Below are 14,755 nucleotides of genomic sequence, written 5' to 3'. Positions count from 1 at the left end.
TGAAAGGCTGGGGGGCTGGCTGCCCCCCAGACCCCCCGCGAGTATTGCGACAGAGGGCAAGAGGGGGGGCAAGGGGGGCGGCGTGTTACAGGAAGGACGTGCCGGGGCCTTGTGATGGCAGGCCAAGATGGGTGGCGACAGAGGCTGCGACATCGGTGAAAGCGCAGAGGCCGATCGCGCCCTGCCCCAACCCGGCGCAGAGGACGGGGACGCGCTCGCGGGTGTGGTCGGTGCCGCGCCAGGTCGGGTCGTTGCCGTGGTCGGCGGTGAAGATCGCCAGATCGCCGGGTTTGAGGCGGGACAGGAAGGCGCCGGCGCGGGCGTCGAACCATTCCAGCGCACGGGCGTAGCCGGAGACGTCGCGGCGGTGGCCGTAGAGGCTGTCGAACTCGACAAAGTTGGCAAAGGTCAAGGAGCCGGGCTCGGCATCGGTCGAAAGGCGGTCAAGATGATCGAAAAGGTCAACGTCATTCTTGCCCTTCCAGAGCTTGCCCACCCCGTGCATCGAGAAGATGTCGCCGATCTTGCCCACCGCATGGGTGGCGCGGCCCGCGGCATGCGCCCAGTCGAGCAGGGTCGGCGCCGGCGGGTCGATGGCAAAGTCGTGGCGGTTGGCGGTGCGGCTGAAGGCGCCGGGCGTGCCGGTGAAGGGGCGGGCGATGACGCGGCCGACCTTCATCGCATGCAGATGCGGGGCGAGGTCGGCGCAGAGCTTCAGCAGGCGGTCGAGGCCGAAGGCCTCTTCATGCGCCGCGATCTGGAAGACGCTGTCGGCCGAGGTGTAGCAGATCGGCCAGAGGTTGCGCAGGTGTTCGGGGCCATAGGTCTCGATCACCGGGACGCCCGAAGCGTGGCAATTGCCGAGGGTGCCCTCGGTTCCGGCCAGCTTGCAGACCAGGGCCAAGAGGTCGGGCGGGAAGGCGGGCTGGGTGTCGGGGAAATAGGTCCAGTCCCAGGGCACCGGCACCCCGGCCAGTTCCCAGTGGCCCGAGGGCGTGTCCTTGCCGCGGCTGACCTCTGCCGCAGCCCCCCAGCGGCCCTGCGGCGTGGCGGCGAGGCTGGTGCCGAGGCCCGAGGCGAGGTGGATCGCAGCCCCCAGGCCGAGGGCGTCGAGATGGGGCATCTTCAAGGGGCCGGAGCGGCCCTCTTCGGCGCGGCCCGCAGCGCAGGCCTGGGCGATATGGCCCAGCGTGTTGGACCCTGCATCGCCAAAGGCCGCCGCATCGGGGGCGCCGCCGCAGCCGACGGAATCCATCACGATCAGGAAGGCGCGGTTCTGCGGGCTGGCCATCAGGCGATCCTTTTCAGGACAAGCGGGGTTTCCTCGGGCAGGGCGTCGCCCAGGGCATAGGCGGCCTGGACGGCGGCAATCGCCTCCTCGGCCTGGGCTTCGGTGGCGGCATGGACCATGCAAAGCGGATCGCCGCGCCCGATATCCTCGCCGATCCCGGCCAGGTCGGACAGGCCGACCGAGGGGTTGATCTTGTCGCCCTCGCGCTGCCGTCCGCCGCCGAGGCGGACCACGGCAAGGCCCAAAGCCTCGGTGTCGATACGGAAGACATAACCCGGTTTCAGGCAGGGCACTTCGCGGATCACGGTGGCGGCGGGCAGACGGTCGGGCCAGCGGTCGACGAAATCGGCCGGGCCGCCCTGTGCCGTGATCATCCGGCCGAAGGCATCGGCGGCGGCGCCGGATTCCAGCGCCTGGGTGATGCGGCCCTCGCCATCCAGCGCGTCGTCGGCAATGCCGCCAAGCGCCAGCGCCTCACCCCCCAGCGCCACGGTCAGATCCCAAAGGGCGGCGTTGACCGAGGTGCCGGTCAGCGTCTCCATCACCTCGGTCACCTCCAGCGCGTTGCCGGCGGCGGTGGCGAGGGGTTGGCTCATGTCGGTGATCAGCGCCGAGGTCATGCAACCGGCACCCTGCGCGGTGGAGACGAGGGCGCGGGCCAGCGCCTCGGCCCCTTCCAGGGTCTTCATGAAGGCGCCCGAGCCGCATTTCACATCGAGAACAAGGGTTTCCAGCCCGGCGGCCAGCTTCTTGGACAGGATCGAGGCGGTGATGAGGTCGATGCTTTCGACCGTGCCCGTCACGTCGCGGATCGCGTAAAGCCTGCGGTCGGCGGGGGCGATCTCGGCGCTGGCCGAGACGATGGCGCAGCGGATCTCGCGCAGCTGGCGGCGCAGGTGATCTTCCGTCAGGCCAGTGCGCAGGCCGGGGATCGCTTCCAGCTTGTCGAGCGTGCCGCCGGTATGGCCGAGCCCGCGGCCCGAGATCATCGGCACATAGGCGCCGCAGGCCGCCAGCGCCGGGGCGAGCAGCAAGGAGATGCAATCGCCGACGCCGCCGGTCGAATGCTTGTCGATCACCGGGCCGGGCAGGTCCCATTCCAGCACAGCGCCGCTGTCGCGCATCGCCGTGGTCAGCGCGACCCGCCCGGCATCGCCAAGCCCTTTCAGCAGCACCGCCATGGCGAAGGCCCCGGCCTGGGCATCACTGACCGCGCCCGAGGCGAGGCCCGCCGCGAACCAGCGCAACTCCTCGGCCGAGGGAACCCCGCCGTCGCGAATGCGGGTGATGACGGCGCGGGCGTCCATCAGACCTTGGCCATATGGGCGGCGGTGAAGAGGCCGGGCAGAAGCTCGGCCACGGTCATCACCCTTTGCGCGCCATCGGTGGTGCAGAGCGTGACCTTCACATCCGGCTTGGCAAATTCGGCGATCTTCTGGCGGCAGCCGCCACAGGGCGGCACCGGCGAGGGGCTGTCGGCGATCACCAGGATTTCCGCGATCGCGGTGTCGCCAGCGGCGATCATCGCGGCGATGGCGCCGGCCTCGGCGCAGGTGCCTTCGGGATAGGCGACATTTTCGACATTGCAGCCGACATGGGTGGCGCCAGAGGTCGAGCGGAGTGCCGCGCCGACCTGAAAGCGGGAATAGGGCGCATAGGCGCGTTTGCGCACCTCTGTGGCGAGTTGCAAGAGCATGGGGCCTCCTTTGACCATCGGGTCAGGAATTGTGAGCCGAATGCGCCCGGCTTGCAAGCGGGGGGCGTGGGGCAGGCGGCCGGGGGTTTCACACCCCCGCACCCGCGACACAGAGCGGGGGTTTCACACCCCCGCACCCCCGTGGGATATTTATGGACCAATGAAAAGGTCAGAGGAGGGCGGTGTCGAACCGGCCGGGGAGCGAGACTTCGAGGAGTTGCAGGTCGGGCGTCGCCTCGGCGTAGCGTGTGGCCATGCCGGGGGGGATGACGAAAGCGTCGCCGGCGGTAAGACGGTAGGGATCCTTGCCCTCGCCTTCGAGGGTCATTTCGCCGGCCATGACGAAGGTGAAGAGGATGTCGCCTTCGTGTCTGGTCCAGGGGGCCGCTTGACCGGCCGGGCGGGCGACCATGACCGAGGCCACGCCCTTGGTGCCCTCGTTGATCGTGGTGTCGCGCGCCTCGAAGCCGGGGATGCGGAAGGGGGCGAAGCTGCCGGTTCTGCCGACGTTATGGACGAAACGCTGGCCCTGCCATTCGCGGTCGGGGTTCAGGCTGGCATTGGGCAGGGTCATCTCGTGGTCGATCTCGGTCACATGGTCGGCGGGGACGCCGATCTCGATCACCTCGATGCCCTCGCCGGATTCCAGCACGCGGTGGCGGATGCCCGGCGGCTGGATGAAGCAATCCCCGGCATGCAGGCGACGGATGCCGCCCTGATCTTCATACAGCACATCGACCCAGCCCTTGACGCAGAAGATCAGCTGGAAGCCGACCTTGTGGAAATGCACCATATCGGGGACCTTGCCATCGGGCACGCGAATGTGACTGGCGATCATCGCCCCGCCCAGACGGGTCGGCACCAGGTCGCGGTACATCATGCCCGCGCGGCCAATCACCCAAGGCGCCTGATCGGCGAGACGGCGGACCACGAAGGCGTGCTCGGTCTTCGGCATCACCAGCGGCGGGTTCAGCTCGTCCAGCGTGACCTTGGTGCCGCCGGGCGAGGTGAGGCTGGCCTGCCCGCCCGCCAAACTGGCCCAATCGTCGCTGAGCAGGCGGATGTGGCCCGGCGCCTCGCCCGCCTCGGCATCGAGCCGCAGCCGCATCCCATGGCCCGAGATCACCGCCACGGCCGGATTATCCGCCGGATAGATCATGTCGAGCCGCATCTTCAGCAGCTTGGTGAAGAACGGCAGGTCGCCGCGCAGATCCCTGGTGGGCAACAGGATCTCTGCCCGGATTTCGGCAGGCTGCACCGACGGCATTTCGTTTGGTTTCGGCATGGTTTCGGGCATGGCATTCTCACATCATTTCGGCCATGGTGGCCTTCGACCCGGCGATTTGCAAGAACAGCCGACAGGTGATTGTGGAAACCCGAGTCTTGGTGCCGTCCCCCGTTGCGGGCCATCTTGCCCGGGTGAACGGAGGAGACGGACATGACCGACACGCGTCAGGACAACGCCCGGCAAGCGGCGCTGGATTATCACGAATTCCCGAAGCCCGGAAAGCTGGAGATCCGCGCGACCAAACCCCTGGCCAATGGCCGTGACCTCGCCCGGGCCTATTCGCCCGGCGTGGCCGAGGCCTGCCTCGAGATCAAGGCCGACCCGGCCACCGCCAGCCGCTACACCGCGCGCGGCAATCTGGTCGGCGTCGTCTCGAACGGCACCGCCGTCCTGGGCCTCGGCAATATCGGCGCGCTGGCCTCCAAGCCCGTGATGGAGGGCAAGGCCGTCCTCTTCAAGAAATTCGCCAATATCGACTGTTTCGACATCGAACTGAACGAGCCCGACCCGGTGAAACTGGCCGAGATCGTCTGCGCGCTGGAGCCGACCTTTGGCGCGATCAACCTTGAGGACATCAAGGCCCCCGATTGCTTCATCGTCGAAAAGCTGTGTCGCGAGCGGATGAAGATCCCGGTTTTCCACGATGACCAGCATGGCACGGCCATCGTCGTCGGCGCCGCTGCCACCAATGCGATGCATGTCACGGGCAAGAAATTCAGCGATATCAAGGTCGTCTCGACCGGGGGCGGGGCGGCGGGGATCGCCTGCCTCAACATGCTGCTGAAATTGGGGGTCAAGCGCGAGAATGTCTTCCTCTGCGATCTGGCGGGCCTCGTCTACCACGGCCGCACCGAGCAGATGACCGAGCAGAAGGCCGAATATGCCCAAGGGACCGAGCCGAAGACGCTGGCCGATGTGATCGTCGGCGCCGATCTGTTCCTCGGCCTTTCCGGCCCCGGTGTGATGACCCAGGACATGGTGAAATCCATGTCGAGCCAGCCAATTGTCTTTGCGCTGGCCAACCCCTCGCCGGAAATCCTGCCGGAACTGGCCCGCGCCGTGGCCCCCGATGCGATCATCGCCACCGGGCGTTCGGACTTCCCCAATCAGGTCAACAACGTCCTCTGCTTCCCCTTCATCTTCCGCGGCGCGCTCGACGTGGGCGCCACCACGATCAATGACGAGATGAAGATCGCCTGTATCGAAGGCATCGCAGCCCTTGCCCGCGCCACCACAAGTGCTGAGGCCGCCGCCGCCTATGCCGAAGAAAAGCTGACCTTCGGCCCGGATTACCTGATCCCGAAACCCTTCGACCCGCGCCTGATCGGCGTCGTGGCCTCTGCCGTGGCCAAGGCCGCGATGGAGACCGGGGTGGCCACGCGGCCCATCGCGGATCTGGCGGCCTATCGCCACAAGCTCGACAGTTCGGTCTTCAAATCGGCGCTGATCATGAAGCCGGTCTATGAAGTGGCGCGCCAGTCCAGCCGTCGGATCATCTTTGCCGAGGGCGAGGATGAACGCGTGCTGCGTGCCGCCGATGCGATGCTGGAGGAGATGACGATCAAGCCGATCCTGATCGGCCGCCCCGAAGTCATGGCCGCGCGCTGCGAAAGGTTCGGGCTGAAGATCCGTCCCGACCGCGATTTCGAGATCATCAACCCCGAAAGCGACCACCGCTACCGCGACTACTGGGGCAGCTATCACCAGCTGATGGAACGCCAGGGCGTGACACCGGACACCGCCCGCGCCGTGCTGCGCACCAATTCCACCGCCATCGGCGCCATCGCGGTGCATCGCGGCGATGCCGACAGCATGATCTGCGGCGCCTTCGGCCAGTACCTCTGGCACCTCAACTATGTCCGTCAGGTTCTGGCGCGCGAGGGCAGGCATCCCTTGGGCGCCTTGTCGTTGATGATCCTGGAAGACGGCCCGCTTTTCGTGGCCGACACGCAGGTCAACCCGATCCCCTCGCCCGAGCAGATCGCAACCGCGGCCATTGGTGCGGTGCGCCACGCCCGCCGTTTTGGCGTCGAACCCAAGGTGGCGCTCTGCTCGCATTCCAACTTCGGCAACCTCGACAGCGACTCAGGGCGCCGGATGCGGGCGGCGATGGAGCTGATCGACGCGCAGGAATGCGACTTCGAGTATGAAGGCGAGATGAGCCTTGATGCCGCCCTCGACCCCGACCTGCGCGACCGGATGTTCCCGCATTCGCGCCTGAAAGGCGCGGCCAACATCCTGATCTTCGGCTATACCGATGCGGCCAACGCGGCGCGCAACATGCTGAAAATGAAGGCTGGCGGGCTGGAAGTCGGGCCGATCCTGATGGGCATGGGCAACCGCGCGCATATCGTCACCCCCTCGATCACGGTGCGCGGCCTGCTCAACGTTTCGGCCCTGGCCGGGGCGCCTGTCGCCTATTATGGCTGAAGGCGGGCGCCTGCTTCTGGACTTTGCCAATTGAAGGCTTAATTTCAAGGCCGGAGGCCGGGCGCCCGCCCTGCGCGCAGGGGAAGGGCGCCCGGCCCAGGCCGAGGAGCACAGGCGTTTGGTTGCTGTCGAAAGCTCTCAGTTCCCCAAGGCCCCGGCCGGTCCAGGGGCCGGGTCTTGGACGCGCGTCCGGGCGCGGGCCTGCAATGTCGTGTCGGGGCACGGCGGCGGTCATGTGCGACCTGCGCCGGGGTAAAGGATTTACGACATGCCACTTTCTCGCCTGAAGCCCTTTACCCTGTTGCTGATCGAGGACACGCCCTCGCTGCAGCTCGTCTACCGCTCGGTGCTGACCGGGGCCGGGCATGAGGTGAAGATCGCCGCTTCGGCGCGCGAGGGGCTGGCGCAGTTCATCGCGACCAATGCGAAGGTCGTCCTGCTGGATCTTGGCCTGCCGGACCGCGACGGGCTGGACCTGATGGCCGAGTTTTTGCGGATCAGGCCGGAGACAAAGGTCATCATCATCACCGCCAACGGCTCGATCAACAAGGCGGTGGAGGCGATGCGGGCCGGCGCGCATGAGTTTCTGGTCAAGCCCTTTGACGAGGCGCGTTTTCTCAGCGCCGTCGGCAATGCCGTGCAACTGACCCAGCCGCGCCGCCTGCCGGTGCGGTCAGCACCCGCCAGCGACTTCATCGGGTCTTCCGGCGCCATGGCGCGCATCCATGCGACGATCGCCTCGGTGGCGCCCTCGATGGCGACCGTCTTCATCACCGGCGAAAGCGGCACCGGCAAGGAGCTGTGCGCCCAGGCGGTGCACAACACCTCGACCCGTGCCAAGGGCCCCTTCATCGCGCTCAACTGCGGCGCCATCCCGCATGATTTGCTGGAATCCGAGGTCTTCGGACATGTGAAGGGCTCTTTCACCGGGGCGATTTCCGACAAGCCGGGGGCGGCAGCGGCGGCGGATGGCGGCACGCTGTTCCTTGACGAAATCTGCGAGATGGCCCCGGCGCTGCAGACCAAGCTTCTGCGCTTCCTGCAAACCTCGACCGTGGTGCCGGTGGGCGCCACAAGGCCGATCAAGGTCAATGTCCGCATCATCTGCGCCACCAACCGCGACCCTCTGGACGCGGTGCGCTGCGGGCTGTTCCGCGAGGATCTGTACTACCGCCTTTTCGTGGTGCCGATCCACATGCCGCCCCTGCGCGAGCGCGGCGATGACGTGATCGAAATCGCCGAAACCGCGCTGCAACGCTTTGCCGAGGAAGAGGGCCGCCGCTTCGAGGGCCTCTCGCCCGAGGTCCGCGACCTGTTCCGCCGCCTGCCCTGGCCGGGCAATGTGCGGCAGGTGCTGAATGTGATCCGCAATGTCGTGGTGCTGAACGAGGGCGGCGTCGTGACCCTGCGCATGCTGCCCGAAGACATGATCCGCAAGGCCGAGGACGTGGCGGCCCCGCCCGCCGAGCCCGCCCCGCTGCAAGGTGCTGTCCGGCTTGACGATCTGGTCGGCCGCTCGCTGGCCGAGATCGAGCGGCTTGTGGTCAATGCCACCCTCGACCGCCACGGCGGCTCGGTGCCCAAGGCCGCGCGGGTGCTGGATCTGTCGCCCTCGACCCTTTACCGCAAGCTGGAGGTTTGGGGGAAGAACTCTGGCACGGCCTAGACGGGCAGGGCGGGTTCAGGCCACCGGCACGTCGTAACGCGCCTCATAGGCCGCGAAGGTGCGCTGCCACAGCGGGCCGATTTCGGGCACAAGGCTGCGGGCCTCGTCCTTCTTGCCGCGTTTGCAAAGCTCTTCCAGCCGCAGGAGATGCGTCTGCAGCGCCGTGGCGCCGAACAGGGCGGCAGCACCGCTCATCTGGTGGATGTCGCTGACCAAGAGGTCCTCGCAGTCCCGGTCGCCCGCCATCGCCAGAATGGCATCAATGGCGGTGCCGGTCTCGCTCAGGAAACGGGTGACCAGAACCGCCACCTTGGCCGACCCGAGGCTGGTGCGCAGATCCGCCAGGACCTGATCATCGACCAGCGCCGGGGCCGCGTCGGGCGGTGCCGCCTGGTCCGCTTCCGCCAACGCCTCCCCGAGAACCGGCGCTTCCGGCCCGCTCTCCGTCGCGTTCTGCGACCCGGCGGGCAGCAGGGACAGCCGGCCCAAGAGGCTGCGCAGCGCGTCGCGGGTGATCGGCTTGATCAGGATATCCTGCATGCCGCCGCTGCGGAAACGCTCGCGCTCTTTGTGCAGGGCATGGGCGGTCAGGGCGACGATCGGACTTGCGGCCGAGGCCCCGCCGCGCGCCCGGATCTGCTCCGCCGCCTGCAGCCCGTCGATCCCCGGCATCGAGATATCCATCAGGATCACGTCGAAGTGCCGCGCCTGGGCCAGTTCGACCCCCTCAAGCCCGTCATGCGCCACGGTGACCAGATGGCCTTCCTGCACCAGCATGTCGCGCACGATGAGCCGGTTGAAGTCGTTGTCCTCGACCACCAGAAGGTTGAGGCCCTGCACCTGCGCCGACGGGCTTGGCGCGGGAAGCGGGGCCGCCGCGTCGAGGATGGCCAGCGGCAGGCTGACCCGAAAGGTCGTCCCGCGCCCCTTCTGGCTTTTCACGTCGATCTTGCCGCCCATCCGCGTCACGATGCGCCGCACGATCCCCAGGCCCAAGCCGGTTCCGGCGGCGTGGCGGGCATAGGAGGGGTCGAGCGTCACGAAATCCTCGAAGATCCGGCCCAGATTCTCGCGCTCGATCCCGATGCCGGTATCGCGCACCACGATCACGGTCGCGGCCCGGCTGGCGTCCTGGATCAGTTCGACGCTGATCAGCCCGTCGCGGGTGAATTTCACCGCATTGCCGACGAGGTTCAACAGCACCTGGCGCAGCTGCGCCGCATCGCCCAGCACCGGGCGCAGCGGGGTTTCCGGCGGCACGAAGCTCAGCCGATTGCCGTTGATCTGGCTGGCGGGGCTCTGGTTCTCGATCACCTCGCGGACCAGAAGCGCCAGATCGACCGGCGCCATGCTGAGGGGCGCCTTGCCGCTGTCGAGGCGGGCAATGTCGAGCACGTCATTGACATGGTGCATCAAAAGCCGCCCGGAGGCCGCCATGATCCGCAGATATTCGCGCTGGTGCGGCGCCAGGGTGGTGGTCTCCAGCAGGTCGATGGTGCCGATCATGCCGTTGAGCGGGGTGCGGATCTCGTGGCTCATCACCACCAGAAGGTCGGCCTTGGCCTTTTCGCCCGCCAGGGCCTCGTCGCGGGCCGAGACCAGCGCCTGTTCGGCCGCGACCTGCTGCGACAGGTCGCGCAGAAAGACCACCCGCACCGGACGCGCGCCGGCCTGCGCCAGGGTCAGCGAGATTTCGGCCGGGAAATCATGGCCATCGCGGTGCCGGGCGGTGACGCGCAGACGGCGGTCCGGCTCGGGCAGGATGCTGGCGAGCGCCTGCGCCCCGCCGTCCTGCCGGTAGAGCGGCACGAGAAGGCCGAGGTCGCAGCCCACCGCCTCGGCCTCGTCATAGCCGAAAGTGGCGCAGGCAGCGGGGTTGAAATCGACGATCCGACCCTGATCGTCCAGCGTGATCACCGCATCCAGCGAGGTCGCCACCACCGCGTCGAGCCGGGCCAGGGTCTCGGCATTCTGCAACGCCTTGCGCCGGTTGCCCCGGTCGAGCCGCAACACCATGGCCAGAAGGGCGATCAGGGTGGCCACCAGCACGAGGGTCAGGATCACCACCTGGACGAGGGTCATCTTGACCGCCTCCCGCTCGGCATCCGACTGCAGCGCGAAGAGGCTGACGCCGGTCAAGGCGATGCGGTGGGCATCCGGGATCAGCGCCCGGACCCGGGCGCGCAGGTCCGGCACATAGGCGATCAGGGCGGCGTCACTGCCGTCCATCAGGGGCGCGGTTTCCTCGGCAAAGGCCCGGGCATTGTCGAAACTGGCGGCGAAATCGGGGCTCTGGCGCAACTGGGCAAAGACGCTGCCCTGCTCCAGGGTCTTGATCCGGCTGTAGAACACATCGTATCGCAACCGCATTTCGGCCAGATTGGCCGGGTTGTGCATCGCATCATCCAGACTCATCTCCAGATGCAGAAGCTCGACATCGACCTGGCTCAACGCCCATTGCACGTTGTCGATGCTGGTCGAGCTTTGGGTGTCGATCTGGCGCGCGACATCCGAGCCGAGAACCGCAATCCCCAGCCCGCAGGCCATGGCCACCAGAACCGCCAGCGCAAAGCGCAGGCGGCCGGCAAAGATCAGCCAGGGGCTGTGGGATGGCGGCACAAGGCTACTCCGGATGCGGAACCTGCCCCAACCTAGCGCAGCACGTCGATCCGGTCGAGTTGCCAGACGCTGCGAGTATAGACCGTGTCGGTGCGGTAAATGGCACTGTCGTCATAGGGGTAGATCACCCAGACCGGCCCCTTGCCGCGCACCGGCATCGGCGCGCCGTCCATCTCGAAGGCGAGAATCGGGGCGCTGTCGGATTCCGGCGCCGAAGCCTCGGGCACGGCACCGGCCAGCGGGGCGGAGAACTCGATCGCATAGTCGTTGAGCGCATGGAGGCTGAGCCGGGCGCCCGGCACGCCCAGGAAGTTCGTCATCCGCGCCAGGGGCACGCCGGTGTAGCTGTGCTTGCCATCGGTCCAGATCGAGGTGGTGGTGATGGTCGCGGTGCCAAGCGCCTTCAGCATCGCCACGTCAAAGGCCAGCTGCCCGCCGGGAAACAGCGCCGGGTCGAGCCCGGTCACCGTCAGGATCACCGGCCCGCTGAGCGGGGGCAGGGCATGCGCGGGCGCGACCGGTGCGGTCTCGCTGGCGGCGGCCAGGGTGGCGGGGGGCGCCTCGGCCCGTCCCGGTTGCGCGGCGAACATAAGCGCCACCGCCAGCAGGCAGCCCGCGCGGAAAACTCCACGGGTCCGGGCGGCGCAGGACAGGCGTGTGTCAAAAATCATTGATAAGACCGTTCTGTACTCTTTTTGGGCAGACACCGGTGGTGTAGCAAGGCAATGCGGTGCAGGCGACGGAAAATACCCTATTCGGAAGGATAGGCATCGCGTAGGCTTGGCATGTTCCGGATTTGCCGGAACGGAAAGATGGCGGGTTTGGCCCTGAAGGACCTTTGAATGGCGCGCATTCTGCTGGCCGATGACCATGATCTGGTTCGCGAAACGCTCGCCGCCTATCTGGAGGCCGAGGGGCTGGGAGAGGTCAAGATTTCCTCCGACGTGCCCGAGGCGATGGCGCTGATCTCGACGACGGGGCCCTTCGATCTGGTGCTGGTCGATTACAACATGCCGGGGATGGAGGGGCTGAAGGGCCTCAGCCGGATCATGCTGGCCAACAGCGCCGGGCGGGTGGCGCTGATCTCGGGGGCGATGTCGGTGGAACTGGCCGAACAGGCGCTGGAGGCGGGGGCGGCAGGCTTCGTGCCCAAGACCCTCGGTTCGCGTGCGCTGGTGGCGGCGGTGCGGCTGATGATGGAGGGCGAGATCTTCGCGCCCCTGAGCCTGATCCCGAAGCCCGCGACGGTGGAAGACGGGCTGTTGTCGACCCGCGAGCTCGATGTGCTGCGCGGCATCGGCGAAGGCAAGTCGAACAAGGAAATCGCCCGCGACCACGCCCTGCAAGAGGTCACGGTCAAGCTGCATGTCAAGACGATGAGCCGCAAGCTCGGCGCCAAGAACCGCACCCATGCCGCGATGATCGCCCGCGACCGCAAGCTGATCTGACGGCAACCTACCCTGTCTGCAACCTGCACAGGCCTCTCCGGTAGGATGGGCAATGTGCCCATCTTCCCAAACCGCGCCGCCCGAAGATGGGCATATTGCCCATCCTACCGGCCAGCCTGGCGGCCTTGGCGGGCGGGCGTCAGTAAAAGCTCTGCGGGTCGATGTCGATCGCCAGCCGCAGGTTGTTCGGCCGTTTCAGCTGCCCGACCCATTCGGCCAGGGCGGCCTGCAGGGGCGCCGATTTCTCGGCCTTGACCAAGAGCCGCACCCGATGCCGCCCGCGCACCCGGGCCACCGGAGCCGGCGCCGGGCCATAGACCGTGGCGCCGATCCGCCGCAGGGGCGCATCCAGCCGCGCCAATTCCGCCCCGAAATCAAAGACCTGCGCCACATCGGGCGAGGACAGGATGATCCCCGCCATCCGCCCATAGGGCGGCACCCCGGCCATCCGGCGCTCCGCGGCTTCGGCGGCCCAGAAGGCCTCTTCATCGCCGCCGAGGATCGCGGCAATCACAGGGTGATCGGGCTGATAGGTCTGCAACACCGCCGCCCCGCGCTTCTCCGCCCGCCCGGCGCGGCCCGCCACCTGACGGATCAGCTGAAAGGTCCGCTCCGCCGCCCGCAGATCCGAGCCTTGCAGCCCCAGATCGGCGTCGATCACCCCGACCAGCGTGAGCAGCGGGAAGTTATGCCCCTTGGCCACGATCTGCGTGCCGATGATGATATCGGCCGCCCCCTCGGCGATTTTGACGATCTCCTCCTTCAAAGCCCGGGCCGAGGTGAAAAGGTCCGAGGACAGCACCGCCAGCCTTGCCTGCGGGAAACGTTCCACCACCTCTTCGGCCAGCCGCTCCACCCCCGGACCGACCGGCGCCATCCGCCCGACCACCTTGCACTGCGGGCATTCCACCGGAATCGGCTTGGTCGCCCCGCATTGATGGCAGACCAGGCGCTTGAGGAAGCGATGCTCCACCATCCGCGCATCGCAGTGGTCGCAGCCGACCTGATGGCCGCAGGCCCGGCAGATCGTCACCGGCGCAAAGCCACGGCGGTTGAGGAACAACAGGCTCTGCTCGCCCTTCTCGATCCGCCGCCCCACCGCCTGCGCCAGGGGGTCCGAGATCCAGCGATCCCCCGGCAGCTTGACCTCACGCATGTCGATCGCATGCATCTGCGGCAGTTCCGCCGCGCCATAGCGCGCGCCAAGGTCGATCCGGCCATATTTCCCCGCCGCCGCATTGGCCCAGCTTTCAAGCGAAGGCGTCGCCGACGACAACACCACCGGACAGCCGAGGATCGAGGCCCTGAGCACCGCCATGTCGCGTGCGTGGTACAGCACGCCCTCCTCCTGCTTGTAGGAGGTGTCATGTTCCTCATCGACCACGATCAGCCCCAGATCGCGGAAGGGCAGGAACAAGGCCGAGCGCGCGCCCACCACCAGCTGCACCCCGCCTTCGCCCGTCATCCGCCACAACCGGCGGCGTTCCGTCGCGGTCATGCCCGAATGCCACTCCCCCGGCTTGGCCCCAAACCGCGCCTCGACCCGGGCGAGGAAATCCCCGGTCAGCGAAATCTCGGGCAGCAGGACCAAGGCCTGCTGCCCCCGGCGCAGCGCCGCCGCCACCGCCTCCAGATAGACCTCGGTCTTGCCCGAGCCGGTGACGCCCTTCAGAAGCGTGGTCGAGTAGCCGCCCTTGGCCACCAAAGCGTCCAGCGTCGCCCCCGCCGTCACCTGATCCCCCGCCAGGCGCGCCGGGCGTGAGGGGTCGAGGGTCGCGTAGGGCAGATCCTTCGGCGCCTCCTCCTCGGCCAGAACCCCGATCTTGACCAGACCCTTGACGACACTGGTGCTGACATCGGCCAGCTCCGCCAGTTCCCCCAAGGTCACCGGCGCGCTCCCCAGAGCCCGCAGGGCCTCCACCACCTTGTGGCGCGCCTCGGTCAAGCGGTTGGGCACAGCACCCGCCAGCCGATAGGTCCGCCGCATCGCCGGCGGCAGGCCGAGCCCCGGCGCCCGTGTCGCCAGCCGCAGCATGGCGGGCAGGGGAGTCAGCGTGTAATCAGCGGCCCGCGACAGGAAATTGCGCATCTCGGCCCGCATTGGCGCCGCCTCCAGCACATGATAGGCGGCGCGCAGCTTGGCTGCGTCAAAACTCCCCTCGCCCTTGCCCCAGACCACACCCAGAACCCGGCGCGGCCCCAGGGGCACCTCGACATAATCGCCATCGCCGCAGCCGCCTTCCGGGGCGAGATAGTCCAGCACACGGCCGATCGGCTCGCAGGTCAGAACCCCGATCCGCTCCCCCGCCTCATAGAC

Annotated in this window: 10 protein-coding genes; 3 read left to right on the top strand and 7 right to left on the bottom strand. The window is 67.6% G+C overall.

The annotated features are described in order from the left end of the window. Positions 1-85 precede the first annotated feature (85 nt). The 4 genes from AC1DVR_RS06900 to AC1DVR_RS06885 form a co-directional block, all read right to left on the bottom strand. Entirely contained in the window at positions 86-1,291 is a 1,206-nt protein-coding gene (locus tag AC1DVR_RS06900) for a phosphopentomutase (RefSeq protein ID WP_477999802.1), read from the bottom strand. Next, a complete protein-coding gene (locus AC1DVR_RS06895) occupies positions 1,291-2,598 on the bottom strand; it encodes a thymidine phosphorylase (protein WP_477999801.1) in 1,308 nt (435 codons plus the stop codon). The genes AC1DVR_RS06900 and AC1DVR_RS06895 overlap by 1 nt, the downstream gene beginning before the upstream one ends. Next, the gene (locus AC1DVR_RS06890) at positions 2,598-2,987 is read right to left on the bottom strand and encodes a cytidine deaminase (protein ID WP_477999800.1); all 390 of its coding nucleotides are present in this window, start codon (positions 2,985-2,987) and stop codon (positions 2,598-2,600) included. Before AC1DVR_RS06890 ends, AC1DVR_RS06895 begins: the two co-directional genes overlap by 1 nt. A 169-nt stretch (positions 2,988-3,156) precedes the next feature. Next, on the bottom strand, positions 3,157-4,284 hold the full coding sequence (locus AC1DVR_RS06885) for a cupin domain-containing protein (protein WP_477999799.1): 1,128 nt from the start codon (positions 4,282-4,284) through the stop codon (positions 3,157-3,159). A gap of 141 nt (positions 4,285-4,425) precedes the next feature. On the opposite strand from AC1DVR_RS06885, the gene AC1DVR_RS06880 reads away from it, so the two are divergent. Continuing rightward, positions 4,426-6,705, top strand: coding sequence for an NADP-dependent malic enzyme (locus AC1DVR_RS06880; RefSeq protein WP_477999798.1), 2,280 nt, complete (start codon positions 4,426-4,428; stop codon positions 6,703-6,705). A 268-nt stretch (positions 6,706-6,973) separates the two neighbouring features. After that, complete coding sequence (locus AC1DVR_RS06875) at positions 6,974-8,371, top strand: sigma-54-dependent transcriptional regulator (RefSeq protein WP_477999797.1); 1,398 nt, start codon at positions 6,974-6,976, stop codon at positions 8,369-8,371. A gap of 15 nt (positions 8,372-8,386) precedes the next feature. Here the strand turns inward: AC1DVR_RS06875 and AC1DVR_RS06870 are convergent, their stop codons facing one another. Continuing rightward, complete coding sequence (locus tag AC1DVR_RS06870) at positions 8,387-10,990, bottom strand: hybrid sensor histidine kinase/response regulator (protein WP_477999796.1); 2,604 nt, start codon at positions 10,988-10,990, stop codon at positions 8,387-8,389. Between the two features lie 32 nt (positions 10,991-11,022). Then, a complete protein-coding gene (locus tag AC1DVR_RS06865; protein ID WP_477999795.1) occupies positions 11,023-11,661 on the bottom strand; it encodes a putative pterin-binding protein in 639 nt (212 codons plus the stop codon). A gap of 171 nt (positions 11,662-11,832) precedes the next feature. Between AC1DVR_RS06865 and AC1DVR_RS06860 the strand changes: the two genes are divergently transcribed. After that, positions 11,833-12,438 (top strand): response regulator, encoded by a 606-nt coding sequence (locus AC1DVR_RS06860; RefSeq protein WP_477999794.1) that lies wholly within the window; start codon positions 11,833-11,835, stop codon positions 12,436-12,438. A 139-nt stretch (positions 12,439-12,577) separates the two neighbouring features. Here AC1DVR_RS06860 and AC1DVR_RS06855 read toward each other — a convergent pair whose 3' ends face one another. After that, on the bottom strand, positions 12,578-14,734 hold the full coding sequence (locus tag AC1DVR_RS06855) for a primosomal protein N' (protein ID WP_477999998.1): 2,157 nt from the start codon (positions 14,732-14,734) through the stop codon (positions 12,578-12,580). Between the last annotated feature and the right edge of the window lie 21 nt (positions 14,735-14,755).

This window comes from Rhodobacter sp. P2_H5, from assembly GCF_056403335.1.
Note: the sequence above shows the minus strand (reverse complement) of the source record. Positions and strands in the feature narration are given on the sequence as shown.